This window comes from Caulobacter sp. X, from assembly GCF_002742635.1.
Taxonomy (GTDB): domain Bacteria; phylum Pseudomonadota; class Alphaproteobacteria; order Caulobacterales; family Caulobacteraceae; genus Caulobacter.
Genome location: NZ_PEGF01000002.1, coordinates 1,885,661 through 1,898,038 on the forward strand (window position 1 = coordinate 1,885,661; position 12,378 = coordinate 1,898,038).

Below are 12,378 nucleotides of genomic sequence, written 5' to 3' on the forward strand. Positions count from 1 at the left end.
AGATCCATGCGGCTTTCCGCCTTCGCGCCCGCCAAGGTCAATCTGTTCCTCCACGTCGGCGGGCCGGACGCCGAGGGCTATCATCCGATCTCCAGTCTGATGGTCTTCGCCGACGTCGGCGATCAGCTGATGATCCAGCCCAGCGACGCGCCGGCGTTCGAGACGACGGGACCGTTCGGCGCGAGCATTCCGGCCGGCGACGACAATCTGGTTCTGAGGGCCGCGCGGGCGTTCCACGCCAAGCTGGGCGGCCCGGTCCCGCCGTACCGCCTGATCCTCGACAAGCGCCTGCCGATCGCGGCGGGCCTGGGCGGCGGCTCCAGCGACGCGGGCGCGACCCTGAAGCTGCTGCGCGACGCGCTGGCGGCTCAATTCACGGACAATGATCTGGAGCCGCTGGCGGCGAGCCTCGGCGCCGATGGCGCGGCGTGCTTCCGCGCGACGGCCCTGATGGCCGAAGGGCGAGGGGAGGTGTTGTCGCCCGCGCCGACCTTGCCGGCGCTGCACGCGGTGCTGGTCAATCCGGGCGTCCCGTCGCCGACCGGCGCGGTCTACCGCGCCTATGACGCCGCCGTGCATCCGGACGGCGCGGCGCGGCCATTCGTTCCGTCCGAGCTGGAGACCGCCGAGGAGGCGGCCGCCTGGCTTGGCGTCGCCACCCGCAACGACCTGGAGGCGCCGGCGGTCGCCTTGCAGCCGCTGATCGGCGAGGCGCTGGACGTGCTGCGCGACCAGCCCGAAAGTCTGCTGGTCCGGATGTCGGGCTCGGGCGCGACCTGCTTCGCGCTCTGCGCCGGCGACATCGAGGCCGAGACCCTGGCCGAGCGCATCGAGGCGGTCCGCCCGGACTGGTGGGTGCGGCGCTGCCGCTTGAGCTAGGGGAGAGACGCATGAAACGCCGCGATATCCTGACGGCTCTTGGCGGACTGGCCGCCGCGCCGAGGCTGGCCTCGGCCCAGATCCTGAATTTGACGCCCGCGCCGATCGTGCCTGGGGCGGGCGACGTTCTGGTGTCCCTGGAGACCAGCCTGGGACCGATCGTCATCGCGCTGAAGGTCAAGCAGGCTCCGCTGACCACGGCGAACTTCCTGCGCTACGTCGACGAGAAGCGCTATGACGGCGCCAGCTTCTGGCGCTCGGCCAAGGCCAAGAGCCCGGTGGACTATGGCCTGATTGAAGGCGGTCTGCAGGGCGATCCCAAGAAGCTGTTGCCGCCGATCGCGCATGAGCCGACCAGCCAAACGGGCCTTCGCCACGTGGACGGCACGGTGTCGCTGGCGCGGAAGGAACCGGGGAGCGGAGACTCGGACTTCTTCATCTGCGTCGGCGAGGCGCCGTATCTCGACGCCAATCCGGCCGGCGAGGGCGATAACCTGGGCTTCGCCGCCTTCGGCCAGGTGATCAAGGGCATGGAGATCGTCCACAAGATCCTGAACCTGCCCACGCCCGGCAAGGCGACCAACCCGGTGATGGAAGGCCAGATGCTGGACCCGGTCGTGCCGATCGTTACGGCCCGCCGGATCTAGGGGATCATCCGCGCCAGCTGAGCGATGGCCATCGCGGCCGGGACCAGCAGCGCCTGCGCGAGCACGGTTCCCGCCACCCGGCTGCCGGCGAACCAGATGACGGCGCGGCGGAAGGCGGGTTCGCTGACCCGGCCCTCCATCACATCGTCGGTCATGATCGATAGGGAGGGATCGATCAACACGAACAGCAGGATCGTCGCCACGCCGTTGATCACGGACGAGAGCTGGCTGGCCGTCACGCGCAGGTCGGGCGCGAGATAGCCCGCGTACAGCGAGGCGAAGACGCCCACGGTCAGCAGCGCCTGGGCCAGCACGTTCATCACGATCACCCGAACGGGGACGTCGATCTTCTGCTTGAGACCCTTCAGGTGGCTGGGCGAGGGCAGGGCTGCCGACTGGCGCACATAGGACAGCCCGCCCTTGGCGAAGGCGTGCATCAGCAGTTTCGGGACCGAGCGATGGACTTGGAAGTGCGCCACCGCTCGGGTGAACAGCCGCTGGGCGGTGGGAATGGCCAGGGCGCCGACCAAGGCGGCCAGGCTGGCGCTGGCCATCAGCCACTGGAAGTCGGCCAGCAGATGTCCGCCGGTTCCCGCGGTCAGGTTGGTCTCGATCCGCTTCGACAGGAAGGGCCCCTGGAAGGCGTTCGAGGTCCGCGACAGCAGCACCAGCACATTGAACAGGGCGAACGACATGGCGATCCGTCGCGTGCGCACGCCGGCGATCCGCACCGCATAGGCCAGGGCGCCGATCAGGTGGATCACGAAGGTCAGGACGCAAAGCAGAAAGAGTTGGGCGTCCATGGGTGGCGATCTCCGGTCGAGGGCGCAGCTTGGCCAACGCGCCGCGAGTCGCAAAGGAAAAGGGCGCGGAGATCGCTCTCCGCGCCCTTCGGACCTTGGTGAGGACCTACGCCAGCCTTAGCTGTGGTAGGCGCGCTCGCCGTGTTCCGAGATATCCAGGCCTTCTTCCTCGGCTTCCGGCGAAGCCTTCAGGCCGATGATCAGCTTGATCACGAAGAAGACGATGGCCGAAGCCACGGCCGACCAGATGATCGTGACGCCGACGGCCTTGGCCTGGATCAGCAGCTGGGCGATCGGCTCGTACGAGGCCAGGGCGTCGCAGGTCGAGATGTCGCCGTCCTTGGCGCAGGTCGTGTAGTCGACGATGCCGGCGCCGCCCCACTTCGGATTGACCAGCAGGCCGGTGGCCAGGGCGCCGACCATGCCGCCGATGCCGTGGATGCCGAAGGCGTCCAGGCTGTCGTCGTACTTCAGCGCGTTCTTCACGACCGAGCAGAAGAAGATGCAGATCGGCGAGACGATCAGGCCCAGGATCACCGAACCCATCGGACCGGCGAAGCCGGCGGCCGGGGTGACGGCGACGAGGCCGGCGACGATGCCCGAGGCCAGGCCCAGGGCCGACGGCTTACCGCGGGTGGCCCATTCGACGATGATCCACGACAGGCCGGCGGCCGCGGTGGCGACGAAGGTGTTGATCATGGCCAGCGAGGCGTAGCCGTTCGACTCGAGGTTCGAACCGGCGTTGAAACCGAACCAGCCCACCCACAGCAGGCCGGCGCCGACCAGGGTCAGGGTCAGCGAGTGCGGGGGCATCGGCTCCTTGCCGAAGCCTTGGCGCTTGCCGAGGATCAGGGCGCCGACCAGGGCGGCGATGCCCGCGTTGATGTGGACGACGGTGCCGCCGGCGAAGTCCAGAGCGCCGAAGCCCCAGAGCAGGCCCGACTTGATCGGCGCGGTCGGAGCCGTGGCGATCGCGTCAGGACCCGGCCACCACCAGACCATGTGGGCGATGGGGTAGTACGACAGCAGCGGCCACAGCACGGCGAAGGCGACGATCGCGGCGAACTTCATGCGCTCGACCAGCGAGCCGACCACCAGGGCGGCGGTGATGGCCGCGAAGGTCGACTGGAAGGCGATGAAGGTGAATTCGGGGATCACCACGCCGGTCGAGAAGGTCGCGACGTTGCTGGCGGGGGTGACGTCCTTCAGGAACAGCCGGCCAAAGCCGCCGACGAAGGTGTCGAGACCGCCGCCGTCGGTGAAGGCGAAGCTGTAGCCCCAGAACACCCAGGCCACGAAGCCGACCAGGGCGACGGTCGAGACCTGCATCATGACCGACAGCATGTTCTTGGCGCGCACCAGGCCGCCGTAGAACAGGGCCAGGCCCGGCAGGATCATCAGGAGGACGAGCAGCGAGGAGGTCAGCATCCACGCGTTGTCGCCCTTGTCGTTCTTGTCGACGATGGCGGGAGCCTCGGCGGCCGCGGGAGCGGCGGCGGGCGCCGGAGCCGGGGCGGCTTCGGCCGGCGCGGCGGTCGCGGCGGCCGGCGCGGGCGCGGCCTCCTGGGCGAAGGCGGTCGCCCCCAGCGGAGCCCCCGCGATGGTCGCGGCGAGCATAAGCCCCGCCAGCGGTTTGAAGGTGAGTTTCATCTCGGTATCCCCTTGTTCCCGATTACAGCGCGGCCGAGCCGGTTTCGCCGGTGCGGATGCGGACGGCTTCCTCGACATTGAGGACGAAGATCTTGCCGTCGCCGATCTTGCCGGTGGCGGCGGCGGCCTTGACCGCCTCGACCGCCTTGGCGGCGGAGGCGTCGTCGACGACCGCTTCGAGCTTCACCTTCGGCACGAAATTCACCTGGTACTCGGCGCCCCGGTAGATTTCTGTCTGGCCCTTCTGGCGGCCGTAGCCCTTCACTTCCGACACCGTCAGACCTTCGACGCCGGCGGCGACGAGCGCTTCGCGCACCTCGTCCAGCTTGAAGGGTTTGACGACCGCTATGATCAGTTTCATCCGCCTTGCTCCGGCCCGCCGCGACGCGGGCTTGTTTGCTTGGTTGTGGGAAGCGAGATCGCCCCCGGTGTGATCACCGCCGACGCCGCGCACTCACGCGCCGCGTCGTTTTCCCCGGCCAGGCCACGCTATCGGCGACGGTTCCGTGAAGGCGCGCGGGGAAAAGGTTTCGGAAAGGAATTGCCCGAGGCGCCTAATTTTTGAGCGCTGCGCGATCCGCCTGCGTCACAAAACGGCGTTTTTGTCTGACGGGACGGCTCTGGCGCCGGCGGCGGCACTTGTCCTAGGGTGCCGCGCTTCCCATGCGCCCGCTTCGGAGACCCCCCGCATGCCGCCTCTCGTCCTGAAGGTCGCGCCCTGGCTGATGCTGGTGGCGTCCAACATCTTCATGACCTTCGCCTGGTATGGTCATCTCAAGCACAAGAGCCTGGCTTTGCCCGTCGCGATCTTGTCGAGCTGGCTGATCGCCTTGCCTGAATACATGTTGGCGGTTCCGGCCAACCGGATCGGCAGCGGCATGTATTCCACGGCTCAGCTTAAGACGGGGCAGGAAGCGATCACCCTGATCGTCTTCACGCTGTTTTCCTATTTCTATCTGGGCGAGGCGATTAAGTGGACCACGTTGGTGGGGTTTGGCCTGATCGTCTGTGGCGCGGCCATGGTGTTCTTCTTCCGCTGACGGCCAAGGTATTCACGAGGGCGTGATCGGGGAACCGAGTCCGAGGCTTGGGCGTACACCGCTCGAACCGAAAGGAACTCGACCATGACCACCAAGCGCCTTCTGACCGCCGCCGCCGCGATCGCCCTGATGGCCGGCGCGGCTCATGCCCAAACCGCCGACACCGCGGCGCCCGCGCCGCAGGCGCCGGCGGCCGCCTCGCCCGTGGTGGCGAAGGGCGACCTGATCCAGACGGCCCAGGCCTCGGGCCAGTTCAACACCTTCCTGAAGGCCGTCTCGTCGGTGAACCTGACCAGCGTCCTGAAGACCAACCAGAACCTGACCCTGTTCGCCCCGACCGACGCGGCCTTCGCGGCCCTGCCGGCCGGCGAGCTGGACAAGCTGATGGCGCCGGACAATGGCCCGATGCTGCAGAAGGTGCTGACCTACCACCTGATCAACGCCAAGGTGGACTCCAGCAAGATCAAGGGCGCCAAGGGCGAGGTTAAAAGCGTCGAGGGCTCGGCCCTGATGCTGGACGGCAGCGGCGCGACGCCGATGGTCGACAACGCCAACATCGTCCAGGCCGACGTGATGGCCACCAATGGCGTGCTGCACGTTGTCGACAAGGTCCTACTGCCCAAGGACGTGCCGGGCCTGCAAGCAGCCTCGGCCCCGGCCGCCACCGACTCCGGCGCGACGATGAACGTCGCGGCCAACGAGCAGGTCTCGCCGCCGGCTCCGGCCGAGCAGGCCGGCGCCCAGGTTCCAGCCGCCAACCCGACCCCGCCGGCCCCCGCGACCGCCACCGACGTGGCCGCCGATCCGGCCGCTTCGCCCTCGGCCATGGCCGCTCCGGCGGCGGGCGTCAGCGCCTCGGGGGTCGTCCCGGTCTCGTCGCAATCGCCTGATGCTCAGGCCTCGCTGAAGGCGGGGGATCCGAACGTCGTCTCCAACGGCCCGGTCGCCGACACCCCCGAAAATCGCGCCAAGTACGGCAAGCCGATGTCCAACGCCGGCAAGCGCAGCGCGCCCAAGGGCAACTAAGGCCTTCCAAGCTTTCTTGCTGGCGGCGCGTCGGCGGCGAAACCGCTCACACTTTCGCCTGACGCGCCCCGGACATCGCTTGAAGCACCGGTCGGCGGGCCCTATGGTCCGCCGACTTTTTTCTAGGCCTGCTTCGATTGATGTCGCGCGAAAAACCCAAGTCCTTCCAAAGCCTGATCCTGACGCTCCATGACTATTGGAGCCGGCAGGGTTGCGTGATCCTGCAACCGCACGACGTCGAGGTGGGGGCGGGGACCCTGCACCCGGCCACGGTGCTGCGCGCCCTTGGCCCCAAGCCCTGGAACGCGGCCTATGTGCAGCCCTCGCGTCGTCCGGGCGACGGCCGCTATGGCGAGAACCCCAACCGCCTGCAGCACTACTATCAGTATCAGGTCATACTGAAGCCGAACCCCGAGAACATGCAGGACCTGTATCTCGGCTCGCTGGAGGCGATCGGCCTCGACCTGCGCACCCACGACATCCGTTTCGTCGAAGACGATTGGGAAAACCCGACCGTCGGCGCCTGGGGCTTGGGCTGGGAAGTCTGGTGCGACGGCATGGAAGTGTCGCAGTACACCTACTTCCAGCAGGTCGGGGGCCTCGACGTCTCGCCGGTCGCCGGCGAGCTGACCTACGGCCTGGAACGCCTGGCCATGTACGTGTTCGGCGTCGACAACGTCTACGATCTGCCGTTCAACGATCCCGACTCGCCGCTGGGCGCGACGACCTATGGCGACGTGTTCCTGGAGAACGAGCGCCAGCAGTCGGAAGCCAACTTCCACGGATACGACGTCGCCGTGCTCAAGCAGCAGTTCGAGCAGATGGAGGAGCAGGTTCCGCTGATGCTGGCCCGTTCGTACCAGAACAAGGCGCTCGTGCTGCCCGCCTACGACATGGTCCTCAAGGCCAGCCACCTCTTCAACCTGATGAACGCCCGCGGCGCGATCGCCGTCGCCGAGCGCGCCAGCTACATCGGCCGCATCCGCGACCTCTGCAAGCTGTGCGCCAGCGCCTGGGTCGATCAGCAGGAAGCCGCGTAAGTCACGATGCCCCAACTTCTCCTCGAACTGTTCTCGGAAGAGATCCCCGCCCGCATGCAGGCCCAGGCCGCCAAGGACCTGGAGCGCATGGCGCGCGAGCACCTGGCCGCCGCCGGCTTCCTGCCCGAAGCCCTGACGACCTTCGCCGGCCCGCGCCGCCTGACCCTGGTGGCCGAAGGCCTGCCGCTGGCCCAGGCCGACCGCAAGGAAGAGCTCAAGGGGCCTCGCGTCGGCGCCCCGCCGCAAGCCATGGAAGGCTTCCTGCGCAAGACTGGCCTGACACAAGACCAGCTGGTCGAACGCGACGGCGTCTACATGGCCTTCATCGAGAAGAAGGGCCGCCCGACCGCCGAAATCGTCGCCGAGATGGTCGAGGCCATCGTCCGGGGCTTCCCGTGGCCCAAGTCGATGATCTGGGGCTACAAGAAGCTGCGCTGGGTGCGGCCGCTGAAGCGCATCCTGTGCGTGCTGGACCGCGAGGTCGTGCCGTTCTCGATCGAGGGCATCGAAAGCGGCGACGTCACCGAGGGCCACCGCTTCATGGGCGAGGCCAAGCCGTTCGTCGCCAAGGACTTCGACGAATATGTCGCGGGCCTGGAAAAGCACTTCGTCGTGCTGGACGTCGAGGAGCGGAAAGCCCGCATCCTGGAAGGCTGCAAGACCCTGTGCTTCGCGCGTCACCTGGAGCTGGTCGAGGACCAGGGCCTGCTCGACGAAGTGGCGGGCCTGGCCGAATGGCCGACGCCGGTGCTGGGCGACATGGATCCGGTGTTCCTCAGCCTGCCGCCCGAGGTCATCCGCACCTCGATGCGCACGCACCAGAAGTACTTCGCCGTCCGCAAGGCCGGTGAAGCGGGCCTGGCCCCGCACTTCATTACCATCGCCAACATCCAGGCGGCCGACGGCGGCGCGGTGATCGCGGCCGGCAACGCCAAGGTGCTGTCCTCGCGCCTGTCCGACGCCCGCTTCTTCTGGGACGAGGACGTCAAGGTCGGGTTCGAACCGTGGCTGAAGAAGCTGGACGGCGTGACCTTCCACGCCAAGCTCGGCACCATGGCCCAGCGCGTCGAGCGCATCGTCGCCCTGGCCGGCGAGATCGCCCCGCTGGTCGGCGCGGATGTCGAGAAGACCAAGGAAGCCGCGCGCCTGGCCAAGGCCGACCTCGCCTCGCAGATGGTCGGCGAGTTCCCGGAGCTGCAGGGGATCATGGGCGGGTACTACGCCCGGACCTTCGGCCTTGACGGCGAGATCGCCGACGCGGTGCGCGATCACTACAAGCCGCAGGGGCCTTCGGACGCCGTGCCGACGGCGCCGGTAAGCATCGCCGTGGCGCTGGCGGATAAGCTGGATACGCTAATTGGTTTCTTCGTTATCGGCGAAAGGCCGACGGGCTCGAAAGACCCCTATGCTCTGCGCCGGGCGGCGCTCGGCGTGATCCGGATCGTTATTGAAAACGGTATTCGTCTTCCGCTGGCTAAAGTTGTTAGCCGTCAAGAGTTGAGGAATCAGGCCTCCAGTATGGAGGTTGAGATGTCTTCTAGCGTTGCGGGAAGCTACGCTGAGCTGGCCGAGGCGAGCGCTGACGTTGTGAACTCGCTTAGGAAGTCTTACGCAAATTTCAAAGAGCACCTTGAGGCGTTTTCGAAGTTGCGTGGCGAAGATATCGACGCATGGCCGGTTCTTGAAGATGAATTCGGCGTGCTGCCCTTCTTCGCCGACCGCTTGAAAGTCACCCTGCGCGATCAGGGCAAGCGCCATGACCTCGTCGACGCCGTGTTCGCCCTGGGCGACGACGACCTGGCGCGGATCGTTGCGCGCGTCGAGGCCCTGGACGGCTTCCTGAAGACCGACGACGGCAAGAACCTGCTGGCCGGCTACAAGCGCGCCTCCAACATCCTCAAGGCCGAGGAGAAGAAGGGCCCGCTGCCGACCGGCGAGATGCAGGCGCCGACCGCCGACAGCGCCGCCGAGGTGGGTCTCTACAACGCCCTGCGCCTGCTGGATAAGCCGCTGAAGGACGCCCTGGCCAACGAAGACTTCACCGGCGCCATGACCCAGCTGGCCGAACTGCGCGGTCCGGTCGACGCCTATCTGGACGGCGTCTTCGTCAATGAACCCGAGCACCGCGACAACCGCCTGCGGACGCTGGCGGCCGTGCGGGACGCGATGGGCCAGGTGGCGGACTTTGGCCTGATCGCGGGGTAGGGCGCTCTCGCACCCCTTTCGAAGCATGCTTCGCCCTCCCGCGTCCCGCGCGGGAGGGCGATTGCCTTTAAGGCCTCAACGACGCCGCATAGACCGCCAGGTCTCGGATTTGCTCGTCGCTCAGGCCATTTGCCGGCCCCTGCATCTGGCTCACCGACGGACCGCTTCGCGCGCCCGTTTTGATGTCCAGAAGTTGCCGCGCCAGGTACGCCGCCGAGCGTCCCGCCAAGGGCGGGGCGACGGGGGAGCCCCTCAGGCTCTCGCCATGGCAGGCCGCGCAGACCTGGCCGCCGGGGCCGCCGGACTTGGCGAGCGCCTCGCCCCGCGCCGTCGATCCGACCGGCGCATGGACCACGATCACCGCGTTCGGATCGGCCAGCAGCATGCGCGGCCAGTCCTCGGCGACCTCGATCACCTGGCCGTTCAGCGGCTGATCCGGCTTGTCGGGGTCGAGATCCAGCCAGCCGTAATAGTTCGGCTTGGTCGCCGGCGCGGTGGTTCCTTCCACGACGCGGACGCGCGGCTTGTAGGGCAGGGCGGCGTAATAGGCCGCGGCGGCCGCGAGCTCCTCGTCCGTGACGGTCTTGGCGACCTTGATCATGTCCTGGTTCGTGGGCCAGTTGGCTCTCCACGACGTACGTCGGCCCTCGCGGAACTCGCGCACCTGCTGGACAATGTATTCCTCGGAAAGCCCCGCCAGGTTCGGCGTGCCCAGCGAGCCGCCGCCGCCGATCTGGTGGCATTCGGCGCAGGCCATCAGGCCCTTGCGGCCCTGGGCGACCACCTCGGGCGCGGGCGGATGGCTGTCGGGGAACCAGTCGGGCGGACCCGCGCCCTTGTTCAGCGCCTCGCCGGTATAGGTCACCGTGCTGCCGGGAATATGCTGAGGGCCGGTCGGATAGGGCGGCAGATTGGACTTCTGGCCTTGCGGATAGGCCCAGCCGAGCAGGGCTCCCGGCGCGGCGGTTGGCTTGGGCTGGCAGGCGGCCAGGCAAAGCACAGCGCCGCCCAGGACCATCATCGACGACACCGCGCTCAACCGCATCTCAAAGCCCCCAGCGTGACGAGCGGCTATGGCGCGCTCTGGCGCCGACGCTCAAGCTCGCGGGATTTGAGGGCGGCGGCGCGAAGCCCTACCGAACGGCTGTTCGCGGGGCAAGCGTCATGCGGCCGCCGCGTCGAACTCGGCTTTCCAGTCGGCGAACTGAGCGCGATCATCCTGGTCCCACGGGTGGAACCCGGGGCGGTACCAGGCGAAATAGGTCTTGGCGCCGCGACTGAAGATGCCCGGCTCACGCCAGACATAGCGCTTCACCGCCTTCAGCGCGTCTTCCGGCGAATAACCGTCGGTTTCGAGCAGCCGCGCGGCGTAGCGGGTGATGTTGCGGGTGAACATATAGGTCACCAGGGCCATGGCCCGGCAGCGGACGTAGTAGCGCTTCAGCGGCGACCAGTCCTTGGTCACCTCCAGGAAGACGTCGTAGGCGACGGCCTTGTGCTCGGTCTCCTCCATGGCGTGCCAGCGCCACAGCTTCTCGATCTCGGGATCGGTGGTGGCGAAGAGGTCGCGATGGCGTGCGTGCATCTCGGCCATCATGGCGGTGAAGTGCTCCAGCGCGATGGTCGAGATCAGCATGCCCATCGGGCCGCGATCGCGGGCCATCTTCACGCGGCCGCGGATCGTCTCCTCGATCTCGGCCACTGGATAGCGGTCGCGGTCGATCAGGCTGTTCAGCTGGTGGTGCTCGCGCGAGTGGATCGCTTCCTGGACCATGAAGCCCCGGGCGTCTTCCGCGAGCTTGCCGGTGAGCCGGTCGCGATAGGCCTTCACGGCGTCCATGAACATCCGCTCGCCGTCGGGGAAGGTCAGGGACAGGGCGTTGAACACCGCCGTGCCGACCGGATCGCCGCCCAGCCAGTGACCTTGGCGGGCGCTGTCGAGGTTGAAACGGATATCGCGCGGGGCGACGTGGAGGTCGTCGGGCGTATGCTTGGTCTCGGACATGGCGTTCTGGGCTCCGCCGGTTTAGGGCTTGGACATCGGCCTTGAGCCTCAGACTTGGTCATACTGACAAAAATGTCAATAGAAGCGTCCGCGCCCCGTCCGCCCCGAGTCCGTCGCTCGCCCGAGGCCGCGCGCGAGAACATCCTAGCCGCCGCCGAGGCGATCCTTGTGGAGCAAGGGCCTCAGGCGCTGAAGCTGGCGGATGTGGCCAAGGCCGCGGGCGTGGTCCACGCCAATGTCATCCACCATTTCGGCTCGATCTCGGGGGTCGAGACGGCGCTGATGGAACGGATGATCCGCGCCCTGGCCGACAGGGTGATCGAGGGCTTCAATGTCGGCGGCGCGACGGCCGGATTCGGCGCCCAGGCGCTGTTCGAGGCTTTCGAGGCCAAGGGCGCGGCCCGTCTGGCGGCGTGGCTGGAGCTGACGGGCGAGAGCCGGCGCATGACCCTGGTCCGCGACGTCGTCGACGAGGTCGTCGACACACGCGTGGCTCAGGCGGTCGGCCTGGATCGCGAGGCGATCGTCGACTTCATCCTGCTCAACATCATCCTGGCGGTTGGGGTCGGACTGTTCGGACCGACCTTGTCCGAGCTGCTGGGGCGGCCTCCGCAGCGGGCGCGAGAGCTGGCGCTCGACATGGTTCAGGGACGCATCAGCGCCCTGGCCGCGAAGGGCTAGGCGCGAGCCAGCAAGGCGGGCAGCACCTGCTCGATCAGCAGCGGCGCCAGGCGCAGATCGCCAGGCGCCGCTGGACTGATCCAGATGAGCTCCTCGATCTCGGCCCGCGCCGCGATCTCGCCCTCGACGGTCGCCAGATAGGTCGCCGACTGGACGGTGAAGCCGGCCTCGTTGGCGGCCCGCGCGCTGAAATGGCCGAGCAGGTCGGCGGCGACCAGGCGGCAGCCCAGCTCCTCCTCGAGCTCGCGAGCCAGGGTGGTCAGGTCGTCCTCGCCCGCGTCGCGCTTGCCGCCAGGCTTCATGAAGGTCGAGGTCCCGCGCTTGCGGACCAGCAGCATGCGGCCCGCGTCATCGCGGATCACGGCGGTGACGATATCGAGGACGCGGCTCATGGCGCCGGCC

At 67.8% G+C, this 12,378-nt stretch carries 13 protein-coding genes; 7 read left to right on the plus strand and 6 right to left on the minus strand.

Annotated features, from left to right (window positions below; translation table 11 throughout):
* Positions 1-6 precede the first annotated feature (6 nt).
* Both CSW60_RS21385 and CSW60_RS21390 read left to right on the plus strand, forming a co-directional pair.
* A complete protein-coding gene (locus CSW60_RS21385; protein WP_099539054.1) occupies positions 7-879 on the plus strand; it encodes a 4-(cytidine 5'-diphospho)-2-C-methyl-D-erythritol kinase in 873 nt (290 codons plus the stop codon).
* Positions 880-890: 11 nt separating this feature from the next.
* Positions 891-1,526, plus strand: a complete 636-nt coding sequence (locus CSW60_RS21390) for a peptidylprolyl isomerase (RefSeq protein WP_099539055.1) — start codon at positions 891-893, stop codon at positions 1,524-1,526.
* Here CSW60_RS21390 and CSW60_RS21395 read toward each other — a convergent pair.
* The 3 genes from CSW60_RS21395 to CSW60_RS21405 form a co-directional block, all read right to left on the minus strand.
* Complete coding sequence (locus tag CSW60_RS21395) at positions 1,523-2,329, minus strand: lipid II flippase Amj family protein (protein ID WP_099539056.1); 807 nt, start codon at positions 2,327-2,329, stop codon at positions 1,523-1,525. The genes CSW60_RS21390 and CSW60_RS21395 overlap by 4 nt on opposite strands.
* A gap of 117 nt (positions 2,330-2,446) precedes the next feature.
* The gene (locus CSW60_RS21400; RefSeq protein WP_099539057.1) at positions 2,447-3,979 is read right to left on the minus strand and encodes an ammonium transporter; all 1,533 of its coding nucleotides are present in this window, start codon (positions 3,977-3,979) and stop codon (positions 2,447-2,449) included.
* A 22-nt stretch (positions 3,980-4,001) separates the two neighbouring features.
* Positions 4,002-4,340: a P-II family nitrogen regulator gene (locus CSW60_RS21405; protein ID WP_004623580.1), complete on the minus strand. Its 339-nt coding sequence runs from the start codon at positions 4,338-4,340 to the stop codon at positions 4,002-4,004.
* A 328-nt stretch (positions 4,341-4,668) separates the two neighbouring features.
* On the opposite strand from CSW60_RS21405, the gene CSW60_RS21410 reads away from it, so the two are divergent.
* The 4 genes from CSW60_RS21410 to glyS all read left to right on the plus strand — a co-directional run bounded on the left by CSW60_RS21410 (position 4,669) and on the right by glyS (position 9,290).
* Positions 4,669-5,019: a DMT family protein gene (locus CSW60_RS21410; RefSeq protein WP_099539058.1), complete on the plus strand. Its 351-nt coding sequence runs from the start codon at positions 4,669-4,671 to the stop codon at positions 5,017-5,019.
* 84 nt (positions 5,020-5,103) lie between these two features.
* Positions 5,104-6,045: a fasciclin domain-containing protein gene (locus tag CSW60_RS21415; protein WP_099539059.1), complete on the plus strand. Its 942-nt coding sequence runs from the start codon at positions 5,104-5,106 to the stop codon at positions 6,043-6,045.
* A 140-nt stretch (positions 6,046-6,185) separates the two neighbouring features.
* A complete protein-coding gene (locus CSW60_RS21425) occupies positions 6,186-7,085 on the plus strand; it encodes a glycine--tRNA ligase subunit alpha (RefSeq protein ID WP_099539060.1) in 900 nt (299 codons plus the stop codon).
* Positions 7,086-7,091: 6 nt separating this feature from the next.
* Positions 7,092-9,290 (plus strand): glycine--tRNA ligase subunit beta, encoded by a 2,199-nt coding sequence (glyS, locus tag CSW60_RS21430; RefSeq protein WP_099539061.1) that lies wholly within the window; start codon positions 7,092-7,094, stop codon positions 9,288-9,290.
* Between the two features lie 67 nt (positions 9,291-9,357).
* Here the strand turns inward: glyS and CSW60_RS21435 are convergent, their stop codons facing one another.
* Positions 9,358-10,335 carry a c-type cytochrome gene (locus CSW60_RS21435; RefSeq protein ID WP_099539062.1) on the minus strand — a complete coding sequence of 326 codons (978 nt, stop codon included), beginning with the start codon at positions 10,333-10,335 and terminating at the stop codon, positions 9,358-9,360.
* A gap of 117 nt (positions 10,336-10,452) precedes the next feature.
* Entirely contained in the window at positions 10,453-11,295 is an 843-nt protein-coding gene (locus tag CSW60_RS21440) for a metal-dependent hydrolase (RefSeq protein ID WP_099539063.1), read from the minus strand.
* Positions 11,296-11,349: 54 nt separating this feature from the next.
* On the opposite strand from CSW60_RS21440, the gene CSW60_RS21445 reads away from it, so the two are divergent.
* A complete protein-coding gene (locus CSW60_RS21445; RefSeq protein ID WP_099539064.1) occupies positions 11,350-11,976 on the plus strand; it encodes a TetR/AcrR family transcriptional regulator in 627 nt (208 codons plus the stop codon).
* Here the strand turns inward: CSW60_RS21445 and CSW60_RS21450 are convergent.
* A complete protein-coding gene (locus CSW60_RS21450; RefSeq protein WP_099539065.1) occupies positions 11,973-12,368 on the minus strand; it encodes an NUDIX domain-containing protein in 396 nt (131 codons plus the stop codon). The two genes, CSW60_RS21445 and CSW60_RS21450, sit on opposite strands and share 4 nt — an antisense overlap.
* Positions 12,369-12,378 lie beyond the last annotated feature (10 nt).

What these genes read in the sequence shown, in the direction of transcription:
- CSW60_RS21415 (WP_099539059.1), top strand. Translation starts at nt 5,104, where the DNA reads ATGACCACCAAGCGCCTTCTGACCGCCGCCGCCGCGATCGCCCTGATG.
- CSW60_RS21440 (WP_099539063.1), bottom strand. Translation starts at nt 11,295, where the DNA reads ATGTCCGAGACCAAGCATACGCCCGACGACCTCCACGTCGCCCCGCGC.
- CSW60_RS21435 (WP_099539062.1), bottom strand. Translation starts at nt 10,335, where the DNA reads ATGCGGTTGAGCGCGGTGTCGTCGATGATGGTCCTGGGCGGCGCTGTG.
- CSW60_RS21385 (WP_099539054.1), top strand. Translation starts at nt 7, where the DNA reads ATGCGGCTTTCCGCCTTCGCGCCCGCCAAGGTCAATCTGTTCCTCCAC.
- CSW60_RS21400 (WP_099539057.1), bottom strand. Translation starts at nt 3,979, where the DNA reads ATGAAACTCACCTTCAAACCGCTGGCGGGGCTTATGCTCGCCGCGACC.
- CSW60_RS21395 (WP_099539056.1), bottom strand. Translation starts at nt 2,329, where the DNA reads ATGGACGCCCAACTCTTTCTGCTTTGCGTCCTGACCTTCGTGATCCAC.
- CSW60_RS21425 (WP_099539060.1), top strand. Translation starts at nt 6,186, where the DNA reads ATGTCGCGCGAAAAACCCAAGTCCTTCCAAAGCCTGATCCTGACGCTC.
- glyS (WP_099539061.1), top strand. Translation starts at nt 7,092, where the DNA reads ATGCCCCAACTTCTCCTCGAACTGTTCTCGGAAGAGATCCCCGCCCGC.
- CSW60_RS21405 (WP_004623580.1), bottom strand. Translation starts at nt 4,340, where the DNA reads ATGAAACTGATCATAGCGGTCGTCAAACCCTTCAAGCTGGACGAGGTG.
- CSW60_RS21410 (WP_099539058.1), top strand. Translation starts at nt 4,669, where the DNA reads ATGCCGCCTCTCGTCCTGAAGGTCGCGCCCTGGCTGATGCTGGTGGCG.
- CSW60_RS21450 (WP_099539065.1), bottom strand. Translation starts at nt 12,368, where the DNA reads ATGAGCCGCGTCCTCGATATCGTCACCGCCGTGATCCGCGATGACGCG.
- CSW60_RS21390 (WP_099539055.1), top strand. Translation starts at nt 891, where the DNA reads ATGAAACGCCGCGATATCCTGACGGCTCTTGGCGGACTGGCCGCCGCG.